Here is a 19,956-nt window from a genome sequence, read left to right as displayed (position 1 = left end):
CTTTTTATTTTAATAGTTTTTTCTATTCTATACGTAAGTTACGTTAAGGAGGAACTAGAAATGAAAAAGTGGGTATTTATTTCTCTTTTTATATTATGTACAGTCTGTGTAGGCTTTTATATATCACCATTATTTCAAAAGGATATCGATGTTAAAATTGCAGAAAAAGATAATAAGGTAAAATCGGCGAATATTGAAAAGGTAGAGGTTACAAAAGAAGAGATTTATAAGGGAAATCTATTATTAGTTAATAAAGATTACCCAGTTAAAAAAGATAGCATTAGGTCCGACATTATAAATGTAAATCACAATAGTGAATTAGTAAGAGGTTATGTGGTATTTGATAGAAATCTTCGTTTATCAAAGGATATTGTAAAAAAGTTTTTAAACGTTGTCGATGCAGCTGGCAAAGATGGAGTACAGCATTTCTTAATGAGTAGCGGGTATCGAGATTTTAAAGAACAAAGTAAATTATATAAAGAAATGGGATCTGATTATGCACTCCCAGCAGGATACAGTGAACATAATTTAGGGTTATCACTCGATGTAGGGTCTACTCAGAAGAAAATGGAGAAGGCTCCTGAAGGAAAATGGATTGAAGAGAACGTCTGGAAATATGGATTTGTTTTACGTTATCCGAAAAATAAAAGTAATATTACGGGTATTCAATATGAGCCATGGCATATACGCTATGTAGGCTTACCTCATAGTGCGATTATGCAAAAAGAGAAAATTACATTAGAGGAATACTTGGACTTTCTAAAAGAGAAAAAAGAGATCTCAACGGATGTGGAAGGTAAGAAATATACGGTTTCTTATTATAAAGTTTCAGATCGTATGAACGTGAATGTTCCGGTGAATAAGCAGTATGAAATTTCGGGGAACAATATGGACGGGGTTATTGTGACGGTTCAGGAATAGAGAAGAAAGCTATCTGAAATAGATAGCTTTTTAATCGCTTTTAAACATTATAACGTTATATTTATTTCTTCCTTTTTTTATGTTACGCTAAAAGTGAGAAAGAGATATAAAAATGAAACTTTAATGTAAGCGTATTCTTACGGCTTCTTATAGAAAAGGGTGGAAATACAATGACAGAACGATTCGTGCTACGTAATGTGAAACGTGTGAACGGGGAAGAGATTGACATTGTAGTTGAAAATAATAAAATCGCACAGGTGACGAAGGCTGGTTTTGGCGAAGGTGGAAAGGTTCTTGATTACGCAGGTACTTACGTATCGAGTGGATGGATTGATTTGCACGTTCATGCTTTTCCAGAGTTTGATCCGTATGGCGATGAGGTGGATGAAATTGGCGTTAAGCAAGGGGTAACGACAATTGTTGATGCGGGTAGCTGCGGGGCTGATCGCATTACGGATTTAGTATTAAGTAGAGAACAGGCAAAAACGAATTTATTTGCCTTTTTAAATATTTCTCGCATCGGTTTGAAACGAATTGATGAATTATCCAATATGGAATGGATAGATAAAGAGAAAGTAATAGATGCAGTAGAAAAGTATAAAGATGTAATCGTTGGGTTAAAAGCGAGAATGAGTAAAAGTGTCGTTTGTGATAGCGGAATTGAACCGCTGCACGTAGCGCGCTCTTTATCTCGTGAAACATCATTACCGATTATGGTACATATCGGTTCAGCGCCTCCACGTATAGAGGAAGTTGTACCTCTTTTAGAAAAAGATGATGTCATTACACATTACTTAAACGGGAAAGAAAATAATTTATTTGATGAAGAAGGCAAACCGCTACCTGTGTTAATCGATGCAGTGAATCGCGGTGTTCACTTAGATGTTGGGCATGGCAATGCTAGCTTTTCTTTTAAAGTAGCAGAAGCAGCGAAGCGTCACGGCATTACTCTTAATACAATTAGTACAGATATTTACCGGAAGAATCGTATACACGGTCCAGTTTATAGTATGGCTAACGTTCTTTCGAAATTCCTTTACTTAGGTTACACACTCGAAGAAGTGATTGATGCGGTTACGAAAAATGCGGCAGAATGGCTGAAAAAACCAGAGCTTGGCCGCATTCAAGAAGGGGATATTGCGAACTTAACTTTGTTTACGGTTAAAGATGAACCGATTACGTTAATTGATTCAGAAGGGGATCAGCGCATTGCTGAAAGAAGAATTGATACGAAAGGGGTTGTAATTAATGGGTCATTCATTGAATGCTAAGTATGGATTAAAAAGAGTTATTAATGCGAGCGGTAGAATGAGTATTTTAGGTGTATCGGCTCCGACAAATACAGTCATGGATGCGATGAAACATGGTGGACAAAATTATGTAGAAATTGCAGATTTAGTAGATAAAGCGGGAGACCATATTGCTAGCATTCTAGATTCAGAGGCAGCAGTTGTTGTGAACTCAGCATCGAGCGGAATTGCGCTTTCTATCGCTGGTATTGTGACAGGAGGAAATCGACGTAAAAGTGAACGGCTTCATCAAGAGGTTATTGCGAAAAATGAAGTGATCATGCTGAAAGGTCATAACGTTCAATACGGTGCTCCTGTTGAAACGATGATTTATTTAGGCGGCGGTAAGCTCGTTGAAGTAGGTTACGCAAATGAAGGGAAAGCAGAGCATATTGAAGATGCGATTGGTGAAAATACAGCAGCTATTCTTTATGTAAAATCCCATCATGCAGTGCAAAAAAATATGATTTCTGTTGAAGAAGCATGGGAAGTTGCACAGCGAAATAATGTACCACTTATCGTTGATGCGGCAGCTGAAGAAGACATTCAAAAATATGTGAAGTATTCAGATCTAGCAATTTATAGCGGTTCAAAGGCGATTGAAGGACCTACTTCTGGTATTGTTGGCGGTAAACGAAAATATATTGAATGGCTAAAGGTGCAATTACATTGCATCGGAAGAAGTATGAAAGTTGGGAAAGAGACGACTTTCGGTTTACTTCAAGCACTGGATGAATACGGAGTGAAAGAAGATAAGAGTGAACAAGAAAAAGAATTGTTGCAAGTACTTATGCCGCTGAAAGAGTTAAACGGTGTAAATGTAACAATCGTTCAAGATGAAGCTGGAAGATCGATCTTTAGAGCGCGTATTCATATTAACGAGAACGAATTAAATAAAACTGCAAAAGATGTTGTGACCGCGTTACGCGAAGGGGAAATCGCAATTTACACACGTGATTACGGAGTAAGACAAGGGTTCTTTGATATCGATCCACGTCCACTTCAAGGTGATGATATACATGTGATTGAAGAAAAAATGAGAGAAATTGTAGGGGGAAACTAAAATGACAAACATTCAAAAACGTTTTTATAAAGGCCGCGTAGCATTAAATGTATTAGCGAACAATATCGAGAATGCGAAAAACATTTTTGAAGCAGCAGAAGGTTATGTAGTAGTCGGCGTGTTATCAAAAGATTATCCGACAGTAGAAGAAGCAGTTACAGCGATGAAAGCATACGGAAAAGAAATTGATGACGCGGTATCAATCGGACTAGGTGCTGGAGATAATCGTCAAGCGGCGGTTGTAGCTGAAATTGCGAAGCATTATCCTGGTAGTCATATTAACCAAGTGTTCCCTTCAGTTGGGGCAACGCGCGCAAATCTTGGCGGGAAAGATAGCTGGATTAATAGTTTAGTATCACCAACAGGAAAAGTAGGTTACGTAAATATTTCTACTGGTCCAATAAGTGCAGCTGGAGAAGAAAAGGCAATCGTTCCAATTAAAACAGCGATCGCACTTGTACGTGATATGGGCGGAAATTCATTGAAATACTTCCCGATGAAAGGTTTGGCTCACGAAGAAGAATATCGCGCAGTTGCGAAAGCTTGTGCGGAAGAAGGATTCGCATTAGAGCCAACAGGCGGAATTGATAAAGAAAACTTTGAAACAATTGTACGTATTGCGCTTGAAGCAAACGTAGAGCAAGTTATCCCGCATGTGTACTCTTCTATTATTGATAAAGAAACTGGCAATACGAAAGTAGAAGATGTTCGCGAACTATTAGCGGTAGTGAGGAAGTTAGTTGATCAATATGCGTAAGAAAATTGCAGCGTTCGGCGAAGTAATGATGCGCCTGCAAGTACCAGGATATGAATTGTTGTCGCAAGCTAATACGCTAAATTATTCTTTTTCAGGTACAGGCGTGAACGTTGCAGCGGCCCTTTCTCATCTAGGGCATGAAGGGTTTCTTGTTTCAACTTTACCGGAAAACTCGGTTGGAGATGCTGCGGTATCGCATATTCAAAAGTTAGGCATTCAGGCACCGTTTATTTCAAGGGGCGGTAAATATGTTGGCATGTACTTTTTAGAAAATGGGTTTGGCGTACGTGCAAGCCGCGTTACGTATTCCAATCGTTTAGAAAGTAGTTTCAATACGGCATGTGAAGAGATGTACCAATTTGAAGAAATCGCAAAAGAAATTGATATCGTTCATTTTTGCGGGATTACACTTGCGATGAATGATACTGTGCGTCATCATATGAAATCTTTGGCGAAGGCAGTTAAGGCAAACGGAGGTACTGTTGTTTTTGATTGCAACTATCGTCCATCGCTTTGGGGAGAAGATGGGTATGAACAGGCAAAACCGCATTATGAAGAAATGCTAGGGCTAGCTGATATTGTAATGATGAACGAAAAAGATGCAATGTTCGTTCTTGGAATGAAAACAGAAGAGACAGAGCGAGAAGCACAACTTGTTGACCTTATTCCAAAAGTGGCTGAAATATATCATATCGCTACAATTGCTGGTACACATCGTTCTATTAATAGCGATAATACACACTCACTTCGCGGATTCATATGTAAAGATGGGACGTTCACTTTTGCAAAAACACTTACGTTTTCTGTATATGATAGAATAGGTGCTGGAGATGCTTATACGAGCGGAATTATTCATGGCGAGATAGAAGAATTTGCACCAGAGAAAGCTGTTTCATTTGCGTCAGCAGCTGGAATGCTTGCACATACAATCGTCGGTGATACGCCAATGTCATCAGAGAAAGATATACTTCGGGCAATGACGGCATCAGTAGGTGATGTGGAAAGGTAGTGGGTGTAACGGTGAACGTAACGAGAAAAAAAGGACCATTATATTTACAAATAAAAAATATTATTCGTGATCGAATATTGCATGGTGTATATGCGATTCATACAAATATTCCTTCTGAACCACAATTAGAAGAAGAGTTCAAAGTGAGTAAAATTACAGTGCGAAACGCAATTAAAGAACTCGTTCAAGAAGGGTATTTGGAAAAGAAAAGCGGTAAAGGAACGAAAGTGATTCGTAATACTTCTGCGACAAAATTGTCAAAGGGTAAGAAATTTACAGAAGTGTTAGTGGAAGAAGGATATAAAGTACAAAAGAAATTGTTAAAGGCAGAAGTAGTCCATAATGAAGAAGGGACAGTGCCATTTCGTTTATTTGGCAAAGAGAGTTTCAGAATCGAGCGTCTATACGCTTTAAATGATGCCCCGTACATTCATTATACACACTATTTTTCAGCTCGAATGGCAAGTACAGACTTATCGGACTTTGATTTACAATCGCTTTATGATTTAGTCGAGGACCGAGGTATACATTTAGAAAACTTCAGAGATGAATTCGCTGTTGGATTTGCACCTAGTTTCGTTGCGGAATATTTAGGTGAAAAAGAGGGGACAGCATTATTAAAACGTATGCGCTATTCTTACGATGAAGTTGGCGAAGTAATTGAATATAGTGAAGGCTACTACAATACGGAAATGCAGCATTACGTTGTAAATTATGATGTGTAAAAAGTGAAGAGGGACTAATTCCCTCTTTTTTTGTAAAAATTTTTCATATCGAAGGGGAATGGGATATGGATATATACTTATTAATCGTCACGTTAATTGCAATCGCAATTGTTATTTTAGGAGTATCGTGGTGGAAGTGGCATGCATTTATTAGTTTAACAGTTGCTAGTTTGTTTTTAGCTATTATGTCTGGGCTGAACTTAACAAAAATAGTGATTGCCTATGAAACTGGTGTTGGTAGTGTACTAGGACATTTAGTTGGTATTTTAGCTCTCGGAACAATTTTGGGTAAAATGATGTCTGATTCAGGGGCTGGCATGCAAGTAGCAGATTTCTTCATTCGATTCTTCGGGGTAAAAAAATTACCTTGGGCAATGTTATTTGCTGGATTTGTAATCGGGATTCCAGTGTTTTTTGAAGTAGGGATCGTCATCTTATTACCACTCGTTATTTCTATTCGAAAAACAACGAAGCAAAATATATTATTAATTGCTTTGCCTGTTATTGCGGGATTATCCATAGTACATGGGCTAGTGCCGCCGCATCCAGGTGCGATGACAGCAATCGGTATTTATAATGCGAATTTAGGGAAGGTACTATTGTATTCATTAATTATCGCGTTACCAACAGCAATTATCGCAGGGCCTGTATTTGCAAAGTGGCTACATAAGCGAGTTATACCTGAAAATGAACCAGAACTTGTTCGTGTTACAACAGTATCTACCGATTTACCAAGTCGTAAAGCTTCATTCTTTATCATTTTATTACCAGTAGTTTTAATGATTTTATCAGTAGTCGCACCATATATTTCATTACCGGATAAAATAACTGAATTTTTAGTATTTGTAGGAAGTCCGGTAATCGCTTTACTTATTTCATGTTTCGCAGCGTTTTATTTATTAGGTATACGACAAGGTATTGATAAAAAGATGATTAAAAAATTAACAGATGAAAGTTTATTACCGGTCGGTTCAATTATTTTAATTATCGGTGCAGGTGGTGGATTTAAACAAATATTAATTGAAAGCGGTGTCGGAACAGCAATCGCTCAAATGGCAGAGCATGTTTCATTATCACCAATTGTATTAGCTTTCATGGTAGCTGGATTAATTCGAATTGCAACAGGATCAGCTACAGTAGCATTAACGACAGCGGCAGGAATTGTATCACCAGTCATTCAGCATATGTCTGGTGTAAATTTAGAATTGCTCGTTATTGCAACAGGGGCAGGATCATTAATGTTTTCTCATGTAAATGATGCGGGATTTTGGCTTGTAAAAGAGTATTTAGGATTAACAGTGAAGGAAACGTTTAAAACGTGGACTGTACTTGAGACATTATTATCATTTATTGCATTTGGTTTTGTACTTTTACTTAATATGTTCGTTTAAAAGAAGGGGGTGCCTATTTAAAGGTATCCTCTTTTTGTGTTGGGGTTCTTTTCACGAAACAAGCCCGTTTTTAGGAATGCCAAGCTTCCTATTTGCCCTGAAAACATAATATAAATGGAATCCCCTCATTTAGAGCAAGTTGAACTTGTTATGAATGATACTAAAGGAGGAATAGAGTAATGAGCGAAAAGTGTGAACACAGGCATGATGATTGCGACCGTAGACGTGGCTGCGGAGGCGGTTTTGCGCTTCTAATCGTATTGTTTATTTTATTAATCATTATCGGTGCTAGCTGCTTCGGCGGAGGCGGCGGTGGTTGTGGTTACGGCGGTTATGGTGGCTATGGCGGCGGCTATGGTGGATACTGCTAATTATTAAAAACTATTGAAAATAGCCTTGTGCATATTGCACAAGGCTATTTTATTCATATTTTTATATGCTGTGATAATTTATTAATGTACAGGGAGCGGATTAAGAAGAAGAAAATAATCTCGATAATCCCGAATAACGTAAGTATAATGATTAATTCTTTTAATAAAGAGAAAGAAAACATGCTTTGTAAAAACTTAATCGCAAATATTGTATGAATACCAGCAACTATATAAGGAATGAAAAATAAAATTCCTAATTGAATTGTTGCAGAACGAAACATTTCTGATTCTGTTAAGCCGAGTTTTGTAATCGTAATGTACTTTTGTTTTTCAGTCGTTAAGTCGTTATACATACGGAAGTATAAAACACTGGCTGCCCCGATAAAGAAAATAAAGCCGAGAAATGTCCAAATAAAGAAAGTAGCAATTGAATTTCCTTTACTGTAGTTTAGATCATCAGCAGCTGTATAAATATCAAATGGGGTGTTAGGAGCCAATTCTGTATCTTTATATGCCTCATAGAAGCTATCCGTATCATTCCTAATATGTTTTAACATATTTTTCGTCGGAACAATTGAATCTTCCCAGTTCTCAACGAAGTAGTTATAAACTATGGTCGTTTCAATATGAGGAATCATATTATCAAATACATAATCTTGTACAACAATTATATGTGGGAAAAGAAAGGCTGGTTCGATCCCTTTATTAATAAATCCTTTAATATGAAATTCCTTTTTATTAGATCCAATTGTAATTGTATTTTGTTTTGCAAATGGATTTGATACAAGATTTAAGAGCTCTGGCGAGTACCGAGAAATAATATAAACTTGTGTAGAATCAAGAGTTATTTCCGGTCTTTTTAATTGTTTTGCAAGTGTGTTATAGTCACTCATTTTCATAAGAGCAATGTCTTCTTTTAAAGCTGTATCTTTTAATACTGTAAACTTATATTTGTTATATTGAAAATTTGCATTTGTAAGCTCCGTTTCAATTGTAGCAATGTGTTTTTGTTCAAATGAATTTCCATCTTTGGACATATATGTGAAGGGGAAAGGATATCGTTCTAATATCGATGCTTTCGTATTATTATTAGCGGCAAATAATCCAATAATAATTGTAAATGCAAGTGCTGATAACATAGAAACGATAAAGAGCACATTAATATTACTACGAGTACGACTAGCTAAATCTGAAATCCATAACATGTTTATTTGTTTCATATAAAACTTTCTCCGCTTTTTTAAGATAAAGATAAAGAGGAGAAATGTTTGTGAAAAGAATAAATATGTTCCGACTACTACGAGCGGTAAAATAGATAACATAATAAGGTATACAGAGCCGTTTTGTAAATTTTTTTCTGTTATATAGCTTTGCGGGTAACCGGCAATACAATAGCATAGCCCTAAACACATTAAGGCAAATAATGAAATGAGTATAGACGGTCTTTTTTCGTTTTTTTCATTTTTATTATTTTTAATTAATCGAGTTGTTTTACGAGTACGAATGAACATCGGTGTAAATGTAGAAACGATGAAAAATAAAATAATAAAAGTTACTGTTGTAACGATAATTGCTTGTGTTGGCCAATATAAATAGAGGCCTTTTGCACTTGTTAATTTAGAGGTAACGAGTAAGAAAAAGTTAGAAAACACAAGGCCGCCTTGAATACCTGCAAAGATAGCGAGCATTCCAATTATCATATTTTCAGTAAACAAAAGACGTTTTAACTGTTTTTGAGATATACCGAGAACAGTTAAAACACCAAATTGTTGTTTTCGTACATTTAAAAACGTCCCGATAGAATATAAGAGAAAGAAGAACGAGAACAAAACGATAATAAACTGTGCCATGCCAGCTAAGTTCATGAGCGGATCTTGTTCATGCAATTTATTTATAATTTGTAACCGCGGATGATACGCGTATACAGTAAAGGAAAAGAAAACCATGATAGAAAATGCACTACTTACAAAGTAAGCGAAATAAGCTTTAGAATTACGCGAGACATTTTTAAATGCAAATTGCCAAAACGTCATCCACGTCTTCCTCCTAATAATGCTAAAACATCTAATATTTCTTGATAAAACTTCTCACGATATAATCCGCGGTGCAATTCGTTGTAAAGCCCACCATCTTTAATGAAAATAACTCGGTTACAATAACTTGCTGCAAACGGATCGTGAGTAACCATTAAAATTGTTGCATCTTCTTCTTTATTTAATTTCGTAAATAATTCCATTACATCAATTGCCGCTTTCGAATCTAAGTTTCCTGTCGGTTCATCCGCAAGTAGAAGTGATGGGTGATGAATAACAGCACGTGCTACTGCGGTACGTTGTGCTTGTCCTCCAGAAACTTCAAAAATACGCTTGTCCAAAATATGATCAATTCCAAGTTTTGTTGAAATGTTATCGAGCTTCTCGTCCATTTCTTTCAAAGGGACATTATCTAACGTTAAAGGTAGCACGATATTTTCACCGATTGTTAGTGTATCTAATAGGTTAAAGTTTTGGAAAACAAATCCTAACTCTTGGCGACGGAAAATAGCAAGCTTCTCTCTGCGGAACGTGTGCGGTTGTTTTCCATTAATAATGACTTCACCAGAAGTAGGTGAATCAATTGTAGAGATAACGTTTAAAAATGTAGATTTTCCGCTTCCAGACGGCCCCATAATTGCAACGAATTCACCTTTATCTACGTGTAAATTTATATTTTTTAAAGCAGTATGAGGGACTTTTCCTTCATACACTTTTGAGACGTTTTTTATGTGTAATACTTCTTCCATAATAATCACCTTTCTATTTTTAAAACTTAATATGTTGTGATAATTTTTGCATATAAAAGGAACGAATTAAAAGGAAAAAGAGAATTTCAACCGTTCCAAAGATTACAAGTACAACTGTAATCTCAGCGAATAATGAGAGATTTAATATTTCTTGCAACATCTTTGTCGCAAACATCGTATGGATCGATGCCATAATGTATGGAACAAAGAATAAGATAGCAAGTTGAATTGTCGCTGAACGCTTCATCTCGGCTTCTGTTAAGCCGATTTTCGTAATCGTTATATACTTTTCTTGCTCATTTGTTAAATCTGTATACATACGGAAGTAAAGAACGCTACCAGCACCGATAAAGAAAATGACACCTAGGAAAGTACCGATTAAGAAGAACGAAGCGACATTTAGTTTTGTTTTGTATAGAGAATCGCTCGCTTCACTTGCATGGAACGGTGGGTGTTCTGCTTGGATAGCTTCATCATCTTTATTAATTTTTGTTGTAAATGCTGAACCAATGTCATGTGCTTTTTCCCAATCGTTCACTTTGAAACTATATACACTCATCTGTTTTGAAACGTTTGATAATGCTTCTACATTTTCATCAGATAATACGAGTAACTGTGATATTAAGCTATTTGGGAACGGGTTATAACTTTTATATTCTTTTATTTGTAACTGTAAAGAATTTTGGTTCAGAGTAAGAGTGTTTTTTGCTTTTTGATCATGAATGGTTCCAATAACTTGACTGTCTAAATCTTTAATAAGGATATAAGATTCATTATTTTTTACGTTGAGATGTTCCCAGCTTAATGCATTAGCCAGTATGTTGTAGTCACTTTGTTTAATTGCATAATAGAGCTGCGGGCTTTCTTCCGCCGAAGATACTTCATATATATCTGTTTTAAATTTCTTATAAGTAAACTGCTCTTCGTTAAATTTTTGTTCTAACCAATTTAAATGTTCATCAGCTAACGTATTTTCGGTATGTGATAAATAAGTAAAAGGGAAAGGGTTTTGCCTTATTTCATCAAACTTTGTGAATTTCCCAAACCCATATAAGAATGTAATCATTGTGAAAGCGAGCGTTGATAACATCGTCACAATAAAGAGCATGTTAATATTCGTCCGGATACGGGTTGCTAAATCAGAAATCCAAAGCATATTAATACGTTTCATATAAAACTTTCTTCTCGCTTTTAATATACGAATGAGTAAGAAGCTAATTTGTGAAAAGAAAAAATATGTCCCAGCTGCAGCAAGTGATGGAATGACAAATATACTGGTGGCGGCGTACAAAACTCCAGCAATATCTCCTAGTGACATAAAATATAGCGGGTTTGCTGCTAATACATATCCAGATAGTAAACATGTCGCGCCAAAGAGAGAAATGAGTACAGATGCTTTTCTTTCTTTTTGTTTTTCACCTTCTTGCAAAAGTCGTACAGCTTTTCTCGTACGAATCAGCATCGGTGTAAAGGAAGATACGAGAATAAAGAGTCCGAAAAAGATTATTATTGTTAAAATAATAGCACTTGTCGGCCAATATAAATATAGACCAGGTACATGTGTAATTTTGGCAGTAACTAGTAGAAAGAACTGTGAAAAGACAAGGCCAAATTGAATGCCGAAAAATATGGATAGGACACCAATTAACATATTTTCTAGAAATATGAGCCGTTTTAACTGCTTTTGAGATATGCCAAGTACTGTTAAAATTCCAAATTGCTTTTTTCGTACTTTCAAAAACGTACCGATCGAATATAGTAAGAAGAAAAATGAAAAGAATACAATAATAACTTCTGAAATTGTCATTAATATGTTCAGAGCATAATTCACGTCTGTCATATGCAATTTAGGATGAAATAAATAAACTGCAAATGAGAAAAAAATAGCAATGGAAAACGCACTGCTTACAAAATAGGCGAAATAAGCTCTGGCGTTCCGTGTTACGTTTTTAAAGGCAAACTGCCAAAATGTCATTCACCTGAACCTCCTAATAGAGTGAAGAGGAAAAGGATATAAGAGATACCCTTTTCCTGTACTAATATATTCATAAAACTTAACCATTCGTATACTCTGATAACTTTTGCATGTAAAAGGAACGAATGAATAAGAAAAAGACGATTTCAACTATGCCAAAAATAATAAGAACGGCTGAAATTTCTTTGAATAGTGATAAATCAATTATATCTTGAAGCATTTTTGTTGCGAACATTGTATGAATGGATGCCATAACATATGGAACGAAAAATAAAATGCTAAGTTGAATGGTTGCAGATCGTTTCATCTCTGCATTTGTTACACCAATTTTTGAAATTGCTACATATTTTTCTTGTTCGTTTGTTAAATCTGTATACATTCTGAAGTAAAGAACGCTGCCTGCTCCAATAAAGAAAATGACACCTAAGAATGTCCCGATTAGGAAATATGCAGCACTTCCTGATGTGATTCTATATAATGAGTCTGCTGATTCATAGGAGCGTATAAGGGGGCCTTCGTATTGGAATTCCTGTCGATCTTTTTGTATTTTTTTCATAAAATCATTAGCAATTTCATACGTCTTTTCCCAGTTTTGTACGTTATAATTGTACGCTGATACATGCTTTGTTGTACTTGGTAAGTTGTTTACAACAACATCAGGTAAAATTAAAGTTTGATATGAAAAGTTAGATGGAATGGCCCCTGCTTGTTCATAGCCCTTTACTTGTAATATCGTATTTGTGCTAGAAAGTGTAATGGATTTTCTATTGAAGCTTGGATCAAATTGGCTGAATAAGGTGAAATAAGCGCTGCCGCTTAAGACATATGCTTCGTTATCGCTCATGAATAGTTGTTTCATTCGCAGGGAAGCTGCAAGTTTATTATAGTCACTTTGTTTCATTGCATAGACGTCATTGTAAGTCGTTATACCTGCATCTTCTTTCAGTGGTGTTTCATATAAATCAGCTTCTATCTTTTTATAAGAGAAATTTTCTTTTTGTAACTGCTGTTCAAGCCAAGTTAAATGCTTGTTAGCAAAAGGATTTGCGTCATATGAAAAATAAGAAAATGGAAAAGGTGAACTTCTCGTAACATCTAGCTTTGTAAACTTTCCAAATCCATATAGAAATGTAATCATTGTGAAGGCTACTGTAGATAGCATCGCTACAATAAAAAGCATATTAATATTTGTTCGAATACGACTTGCTAAATCAGAAATCCAAAGCATATTAATCCGTTTCATATAAAAACTTCTTCTTTTCTTTAAAATATAAATAAGTAAGAAACTAATTTGAGAAAAGAAAAAATATGTCCCAATTGTAACAAGTGCTGGAATCACAAAAATACTTGAAACCATATATATAACGCCTACTTGCGGGTTTACTGAGAAGAAATATTTAGGATTTACAGCTAAAATATAACCACCTAATAAACAGATAGCACCAAATAGAGAAATTAATATGGATGGTTTTCTTTCTTTTTGTTTTACATTGTTTGTTTTTAAAAGGTGCAATGCTTTTTTTGTTCGAATAAGCATTGGTGTGAATGCAGATACAGCGATAAAGAGACCAAGAAACACAATCGTTGTTAAAATGAAAGCATTCGTAGGTATATATAAATATATCCCTGGTACGTGCGTAATTTTCGCCGTCACTAATAAGAAAAATTGCGAAAAGACAAGCCCAAACTGCATACCAAAAAAGATAGATAAAATACCAATTAACATATTTTCCGTAAAAACAAGACGATGTAATTGCTTTTTCGATATACCTAAAACGGTTAAAATACCAAACTGTTTTTTACGAACTTTTAAAAACGATCCGATTGAATATAGTAAAAAGAAGAAAGAGAACAGTACAATGACAACTTCTGAAAAAATCATTAATCCTGAAATTTCAGAGATCATACTGAAATTTTGTAATTTCGGATGAAATAAATAAACAGCAAACGAAAAGAAAACAGCAATGGAAAAGGAACTGCTTAAAAAATAGGCAAAATAAGCTCTTGAGTTGCGCGTTACATTTTTAAATGCAAATTGCCAAAATGTCATAATATGTACCTCCCGTTAGAAGGCCAATATGTAGTTTTATTGCAAAAAATGTATGAGAGTATATTCTCATACATTTTGCTAGCATATGTTCCGATCATGCTTTGGTCACCTTCTCCGTATTTTCTGCTTGATTGTTTGCAGCGTTGTGGAAGATGATTTTAATCGTCGTTCCTTTACCAACTTCAGAGTCTAGTTTTACAGAATGACCTAAATAATCACAAATTTTACTTACGATATAAAGTCCCATACCAGTAGATTCTCCGAATGTACGACCATTTTTCCCAGTGTAAAATGGTTCAAATACTCTTCGAACATCTTCTTGCGGAATACCAACGCCCTCATCACGAACTTCCAAAATGATATCTTTTCCATTTCGATAAGCTGATAAGAAAACTTTCTTTCCGCGTTCACCAGAATAACGAACAGCATTTGTCATTAACTGATAAATGATGAACTTTAGCCATTTCGCATCAGAAGCAACTTTTAAATCTGAATGAACTTCTAAAACAGGGAAGACCCCGTTTCGAATGAATAGTTCTTTTAATCCGTTAATATTTTTTGTTACAGCATCTTTTAATGAAACGGTCTCAACATGGAAGTCTTCATGGAAGTTGTTTAACCTTGCCATGTATAAAGCCATATCGAGTCCTTGATTTAGTCGCTCTAATTCTTTTTTAAATTGCGGGATTAAATGTTCATCTTCCATCTCAAGCACCATAAGTTGCATAACAGAAACGGGCGTTTTCATTTGATGTACCCAGTGGTTAATAAATAATTGGTGTTCTTGCTGTTTTACTTCAAATGTTTGTAGGTCTTTTTGGAATAGACGATATTGCGTACGAACGAGCTCGTTTACACCGTGGGGCATAGGAGCAGTCGCTCTTTCAATAAACGCATCTTCCATTTTCTCTGGTGGTTCACTTAATCTGTGGTACATTCTACGATTACGAACGTAACGATAAGCGAGGAAACAGATGAATAAATATAAGCTTAAAACGATGAAGTAAAACTTATTATTTTGAAATCCATCTACTGCATCATAGAGAACGAAAATGATTCCGAAGTTTAATACATATAGTAGAAAAAATGCAAAATGATCACGTAAAAATAGCTTCATGCTTATTCACTCCAAGTTGTGTTAAAACGATATCCGAGTCCACGTACTGTTTCAATAGAGTTCTCAATACCAAGCTCATTAAACTTTTTACGAAGACGCGTAATGTTTACGTTTAATGTATTTTCTTCAACGAAGCTCTCATCATCCCAAAGGGCAGCTAATAAATCTTCACGGCTTGCTGTACGAGGGAATTTAGATAATAGCATTTCTGCTAAAATAGCTTCTTTCTTTGTTAAAAGAACTTGCTCAGATCCGAAATGAATTTCTGGACGTTCAGGGAATAGTTTTAAACCTTCTACTTCAACGATACGTTCAGAAATATTTGGTGCATAATCACCATAAATACGGCGTAATTGACCTTTAATTTTTGCCATTACAACGTCATAGTGGAACGGTTTCGTAATGTAATCATCCGCGCCACTTTCAATCGCCATAATTTGTTCCATTTCACCAGCACGAGCTGAAATGAAAATAATTGGACAAGTAGATTCATGACGGATTTGACGGCACCAGTAGAAACCATCGAATTTCGGTAAGTTTACATCAAGTAAAACAAGATGTGGTTTCACAGCGTTAAACGATTCCATAATATCATCGAAGTTCTCCGCAACAACAGCATCATAGCCATATTTTTGAATGTGAGATTGTAGTAATGATGAAATATTTGGATCGTCTTCAACGATTAAAATTTTATACATATGTATATTCCTCCTAAAAAAAACAATTGTAGCTATAGTGTACCATGTGTTTCTCGTCTTTTCATTATGTTGAAATGAGAGCTATATAAATATAAAGATTTTAAAAATAACATAAAACCTATCTTTTTAGGGGAGAGAGAGGATCCAGCCATGCATAGAAGCGGTCAGAGCCTTTTTTGCCCCGTACGAAGTAAAAACAAAGAAATCAAATGAATAGGGTTTCCTGTTTGTTATATATAGCATAGCTGTGGCGTATTTATAGGTCAAAAGTGGAAAAAGTAAAAAGGCTATGGATACAATTGACAATTACTGGTTTTTAATTTAATGTTTAGATAAATATCTAAATGTCTAATTAGTGAAGGGAAGAAAGACATTGAATCAAGCATTCAAAGCATTAGCAGACCCAACAAGGCGAAAAATTTTAGATTTATTAAAAGAAGGCGATTTAACAGCTGGCGAAATTGCTGAACAGTTCAATATGACAAAGCCAAGTATTTCACATCACCTAAATGCGCTCAAAAATGCTGAACTTATCCAAGATGAAAAAAAAGGGCAATTCGTTATGTATTCTTTGAACACAACTGTATTTCAAGATTTATTGACCTGGGTATTTACGTTTACGAATAAGGGGGAAGAGGGGAAATGAGGAAGCATCTATTTCCATTATTATTAATTGCTTTAACGATTATTGCATGGTGCATCGCGTGGCCTTATTTACCGGGAGAAGTTCCAAGTCATTGGAATATTAATGGTGAGGTAGATGGACATATGTCAAAAATGGGAATGCTGATTTTTGATGTAGCAATTATGGTTTTTATATATGCACTAGTTACTGTATTGCCTAAGATAGATCCGAAGTACGACAACTACAAAAGATTTCCTAAAGCACTTGGAATGATAAATGGAGCAATTTTATTTTTCTTATTTACTATTAATATGATGACACTAGCAAATGCTTTAGGGTACAACATTCCAATTGGAATTGTTGTGAACATAATGGTCGGTATCCTTTTCGTTGTACTCGGCAATTATATGCAGCAATGTAAACCAAATTTCTTCATAGGTATTAAGACACCATGGACTTTAAGTAGTGAAAATGTATGGAGAAAAACGCAGAGGATAGGATCAAAGATTATGATGATTGGTGGTATTGTAATCATATTTTCCTCGTTTCTTCCGGGAATGTGGAAGATGATTTGTTTGTTAAGCGTTGTCGTTGTACTGGTTGTTGGTACGATGATATATTCATATGTAGTTTATAAAAAAGAAATGCAATTGTGAGCTGTATTAGTCAAATTTTATAGTTTCTATGTGTTAAGAGATTTAAATACTCAGTGGGGATAATGAAAAAGCTCGCTGAGTAAATTTTTTGCTTTTAGGTCTGAAAATTCAGTTAAAAAGGATAGTTTGGGGGAAATCACATGTTAGAAATTATAAATTTTAGCAAGACATACAAAGGTGGCAAGAAAGCAGTAGATCAGTTAAATATTACTGTTCAAGCAGGAGATATCTTTGGATTTATTGGGCATAACGGTGCGGGGAAGAGTACAACGATTAAGTCGTTAGTAGGAGTTATAGATTTTGAAGAGGGTGAAATTTTTGTTGATGGCCATTCAGTAAAAAAGGATCCGATTGCATGTAAGAAAGTAATGGCGTACATTCCTGATAATCCAGATTTATATGAGCAATTAACAGGAATTCAATATTTGAACTTTGTTGCTGATGTGTTTAAAGTGTCTGCGAAGGATCGAGAAGCACAGATACAAAAGTATGGGGATGCTTTTGAGATTACACCTTACTTGGGAGATTTAATATCTTCCTATTCACACGGTATGAAACAAAAAGTGGCGATTATATCAGCGGTTTTGCATAAACCGAAATTATTAGTTTTAGATGAACCTTTCGTTGGTCTTGATCCAAAGGCAGCCGTAGTATTGAAAGGTATTATGAAGGAGCTTTGTGAAAAGGGAAGTGCGATTTTCTTTTCTACACATGTTTTAGATGTGGCGGAGAAGTTATGTAATAAAATAGCGATGATTAATAGAGGGAAATTAGCACTTTCAGGGGAAGTGAATTCTTTAATAAAGGAAGGATCATTGGAAGAGCTCTTTATGAAGGAGCTTGCTAATGAATACTAATAGTCTAGGTCTTTTGAAAATCCGGTTGATAACGCAGCTTGGTTTAAATACTTTTAAATATGAAAAAGATAAGAAAAAGAAGCAGAATAAAATTTTGCTGACAGCATCTATTGCCTTAGTTGGTGTCATGTTAATGCTATATTGCGGAGCCTCAGCATATGGGTTGGTGAAACTAGGGATAAGTGAAATTATCCCAGTTTATGCACTAGTTATTAGCAGTGTATTGACGTTGTTTTTCACTATATTTAAGGCAAATGGAGAGATTTTTGCTTTTAAGGACTACGATCTTTTAATGTCATTACCGATTCGTGTAAGTACTGTTATTACAAGTAGGTTTTTGTATTTATATTTGCTGAATACACTCTTTTCAATCATAATCATGCTACCAATGGGAGTTGTTTATGGCATACATGAGAGGCCATCAGTTTCTTTTTACTTTATGTGGTTTATCAGTATGTTTATAGCATCTTTAATTCCAACAACAATAGCAGCGATCTTTGGAGCTGCGATTACGGCAATCGCTTCTAAATTTAAAAATACGAATAAAATAACTACGATTTTAAGTTTTATAGTAATGATTACATTCGGTTTCTTTATGCTAAAAAGCGGAAATGCTCAATATAGCCTTAATGATATGAACGGAATGGGTGCAATTGTTTCAGAGCAATTAACTAAAGTTTACCCATTAGCTAACATGTTTCAAAAAGCAATTGTTCATGCTGATATTGTAGCTTTCACCCTGTTTGTTGGGATATCGGTTATTTGGTATTATCTTTTTGTAAAAATACTTTCGCTAAAATATAAGCAAATAAACACAGAGATTACCACTTATCATATGCTTTCAAATTATGAGATTCATAGCATGAGAAAAGAAAGTGTATTGGCCGCATTGTATAAAAAAGAGATGAAGCGTTTCTTTTCTTCTACAGTGTATGTCATAAACAGTGGAATGGGAGTCGTGATGGCGATAGCTTTCGCGCTAGCTATAGTTGTAGTAGGACCAAGTCAATTAATAGCGTATCCTGGAATTGAGACCCTGTTGCAAAAGATTGCGCCATTTGCTATTGCAGCAGCGATTTCGATGACGTGTACAACATGTGTGTCATTGTCTTTAGAAGGAAAAAATGTATGGATTATTAAGTCATTGCCTATAGCGCCAAAGATGATTTATGACAGTAAAATTCTTATGAATCTTTCATTAAGTATACCTGCATCACTTATTAGTGCTTTATTACTGATAATAGGATTAAAACTAGATGTTTGGAGTTCTCTTTTAGTCGTAATAACACCGATAGCATATTCATTCTTTTCGGCAGTATGGGGGATTTTTATTAATAATCGATTTGGTTATTATGATTGGATATCAGAAACTCAAATAGTAAAACAAAGTGTAGGATCGTTTGTTGGTATGTTTGGTGGTTTAATTACGGCTGTTATACCTGCCTTTTTAATCGGTACTGCTACGATCTCGAACTACAGAGTATTTACTTTTGTAGTTATTATAGTGCTTACGATTATTACTATTTTCTTGTATAAGAACGAATCGAGAAGAAGTATAAAATAAAGTTAATGTCATATTCGTATTTTGTTTATAAAGAAGAAGTTAAAATAAAAAGCTACTGCTCCTTTCAAAGGAAGAGTAGCTTTTTTATTTTAGGGAAATTTGGACT

The 19,956-nt window shown here is 35.1% G+C and carries 18 protein-coding genes; 12 read left to right on the top strand and 6 right to left on the bottom strand.

The genetic code is table 11. The features are described from left to right. Positions 1-60 precede the first annotated feature (60 nt). The 8 genes from MHB76_RS23140 to MHB76_RS23105 all read left to right on the top strand — a co-directional run bounded on the left by MHB76_RS23140 (position 61) and on the right by MHB76_RS23105 (position 7,526). Positions 61-921, top strand: coding sequence for a D-Ala-D-Ala carboxypeptidase VanY (locus tag MHB76_RS23140; RefSeq protein WP_002160065.1), 861 nt, complete (start codon positions 61-63; stop codon positions 919-921). Between the two features lie 170 nt (positions 922-1,091). Then, positions 1,092-2,192 (top strand): amidohydrolase/deacetylase family metallohydrolase, encoded by a 1,101-nt coding sequence (locus MHB76_RS23135; protein ID WP_340987800.1) that lies wholly within the window; start codon positions 1,092-1,094, stop codon positions 2,190-2,192. Further along, entirely contained in the window at positions 2,170-3,273 is a 1,104-nt protein-coding gene (locus tag MHB76_RS23130; protein WP_002112526.1) for a DgaE family pyridoxal phosphate-dependent ammonia lyase, read from the top strand. The genes MHB76_RS23135 and MHB76_RS23130 overlap by 23 nt, the downstream gene beginning before the upstream one ends. A gap of 1 nt (position 3,274) precedes the next feature. Then, entirely contained in the window at positions 3,275-4,030 is a 756-nt protein-coding gene (dagF, locus tag MHB76_RS23125) for a 2-dehydro-3-deoxy-phosphogluconate aldolase (protein WP_078173896.1), read from the top strand. Beyond that, positions 4,023-5,039 (top strand): sugar kinase, encoded by a 1,017-nt coding sequence (locus MHB76_RS23120; RefSeq protein WP_078173897.1) that lies wholly within the window; start codon positions 4,023-4,025, stop codon positions 5,037-5,039. The genes dagF and MHB76_RS23120 overlap by 8 nt, the downstream gene beginning before the upstream one ends. After that, positions 5,039-5,764, top strand: coding sequence for a GntR family transcriptional regulator (locus tag MHB76_RS23115; RefSeq protein ID WP_078173898.1), 726 nt, complete (start codon positions 5,039-5,041; stop codon positions 5,762-5,764). The genes MHB76_RS23120 and MHB76_RS23115 overlap by 1 nt, the downstream gene beginning before the upstream one ends. Positions 5,765-5,829: 65 nt before the next feature. After that, positions 5,830-7,155, top strand: coding sequence for a gluconate permease GntP (gene gntP, locus MHB76_RS23110; RefSeq protein WP_340987797.1), 1,326 nt, complete (start codon positions 5,830-5,832; stop codon positions 7,153-7,155). A gap of 179 nt (positions 7,156-7,334) precedes the next feature. Further along, positions 7,335-7,526, top strand: a complete 192-nt coding sequence (locus tag MHB76_RS23105; RefSeq protein WP_002167484.1) for a YjcZ family sporulation protein — start codon at positions 7,335-7,337, stop codon at positions 7,524-7,526. 53 nt (positions 7,527-7,579) lie between these two features. Here the strand turns inward: MHB76_RS23105 and MHB76_RS23100 are convergent, their stop codons facing one another. The 6 genes from MHB76_RS23100 to MHB76_RS23075 form a co-directional block, all read right to left on the bottom strand. Further along, positions 7,580-9,559, bottom strand: coding sequence for an ABC transporter permease (locus tag MHB76_RS23100; protein WP_340987795.1), 1,980 nt, complete (start codon positions 9,557-9,559; stop codon positions 7,580-7,582). Beyond that, positions 9,556-10,308 carry an ABC transporter ATP-binding protein gene (locus MHB76_RS23095; RefSeq protein ID WP_002112520.1) on the bottom strand — a complete coding sequence of 251 codons (753 nt, stop codon included), beginning with the start codon at positions 10,306-10,308 and terminating at the stop codon, positions 9,556-9,558. Before MHB76_RS23095 ends, MHB76_RS23100 begins: the two co-directional genes overlap by 4 nt. A 19-nt stretch (positions 10,309-10,327) precedes the next feature. Next, positions 10,328-12,283: an ABC transporter permease gene (locus MHB76_RS23090; protein ID WP_340987793.1), complete on the bottom strand. Its 1,956-nt coding sequence runs from the start codon at positions 12,281-12,283 to the stop codon at positions 10,328-10,330. Positions 12,284-12,362: 79 nt separating this feature from the next. Continuing rightward, positions 12,363-14,333, bottom strand: a complete 1,971-nt coding sequence (locus tag MHB76_RS23085) for an ABC transporter permease (RefSeq protein WP_340987791.1) — start codon at positions 14,331-14,333, stop codon at positions 12,363-12,365. A 94-nt stretch (positions 14,334-14,427) separates the two neighbouring features. Beyond that, positions 14,428-15,450: a sensor histidine kinase gene (locus tag MHB76_RS23080; RefSeq protein WP_002034498.1), complete on the bottom strand. Its 1,023-nt coding sequence runs from the start codon at positions 15,448-15,450 to the stop codon at positions 14,428-14,430. A 2-nt stretch (positions 15,451-15,452) separates the two neighbouring features. After that, positions 15,453-16,148, bottom strand: coding sequence for a response regulator transcription factor (locus MHB76_RS23075; RefSeq protein WP_002034497.1), 696 nt, complete (start codon positions 16,146-16,148; stop codon positions 15,453-15,455). Positions 16,149-16,521: 373 nt separating this feature from the next. Here MHB76_RS23075 and MHB76_RS23070 point away from each other — a divergent pair, with 373 nt between their 5' ends. The 4 genes from MHB76_RS23070 to MHB76_RS23055 all read left to right on the top strand — a co-directional run bounded on the left by MHB76_RS23070 (position 16,522) and on the right by MHB76_RS23055 (position 19,850). Next, positions 16,522-16,794: an autorepressor SdpR family transcription factor gene (locus MHB76_RS23070; protein ID WP_002129626.1), complete on the top strand. Its 273-nt coding sequence runs from the start codon at positions 16,522-16,524 to the stop codon at positions 16,792-16,794. Beyond that, the gene (locus MHB76_RS23065; RefSeq protein WP_340987787.1) at positions 16,791-17,429 is read left to right on the top strand and encodes an SdpI family protein; all 639 of its coding nucleotides are present in this window, start codon (positions 16,791-16,793) and stop codon (positions 17,427-17,429) included. The genes MHB76_RS23070 and MHB76_RS23065 overlap by 4 nt, the downstream gene beginning before the upstream one ends. A gap of 140 nt (positions 17,430-17,569) precedes the next feature. Beyond that, positions 17,570-18,286, top strand: coding sequence for an ABC transporter ATP-binding protein (locus tag MHB76_RS23060; RefSeq protein ID WP_002034493.1), 717 nt, complete (start codon positions 17,570-17,572; stop codon positions 18,284-18,286). Next, on the top strand, positions 18,276-19,850 hold the full coding sequence (locus MHB76_RS23055) for a permease (RefSeq protein WP_340987785.1): 1,575 nt from the start codon (positions 18,276-18,278) through the stop codon (positions 19,848-19,850). The genes MHB76_RS23060 and MHB76_RS23055 overlap by 11 nt, the downstream gene beginning before the upstream one ends. The last annotated feature ends 106 nt before the right edge of the window (positions 19,851-19,956 follow it).

This window comes from Bacillus sp. FSL M7-1345, assembly GCF_038006985.1.
In the GTDB taxonomy this organism is placed as follows: Bacteria; Bacillota; Bacilli; order Bacillales; family Bacillaceae_G; genus Bacillus_A; species Bacillus_A cereus_U.
Note: the sequence above shows the minus strand (reverse complement) of the source record. Positions and strands in the feature narration are given on the sequence as shown.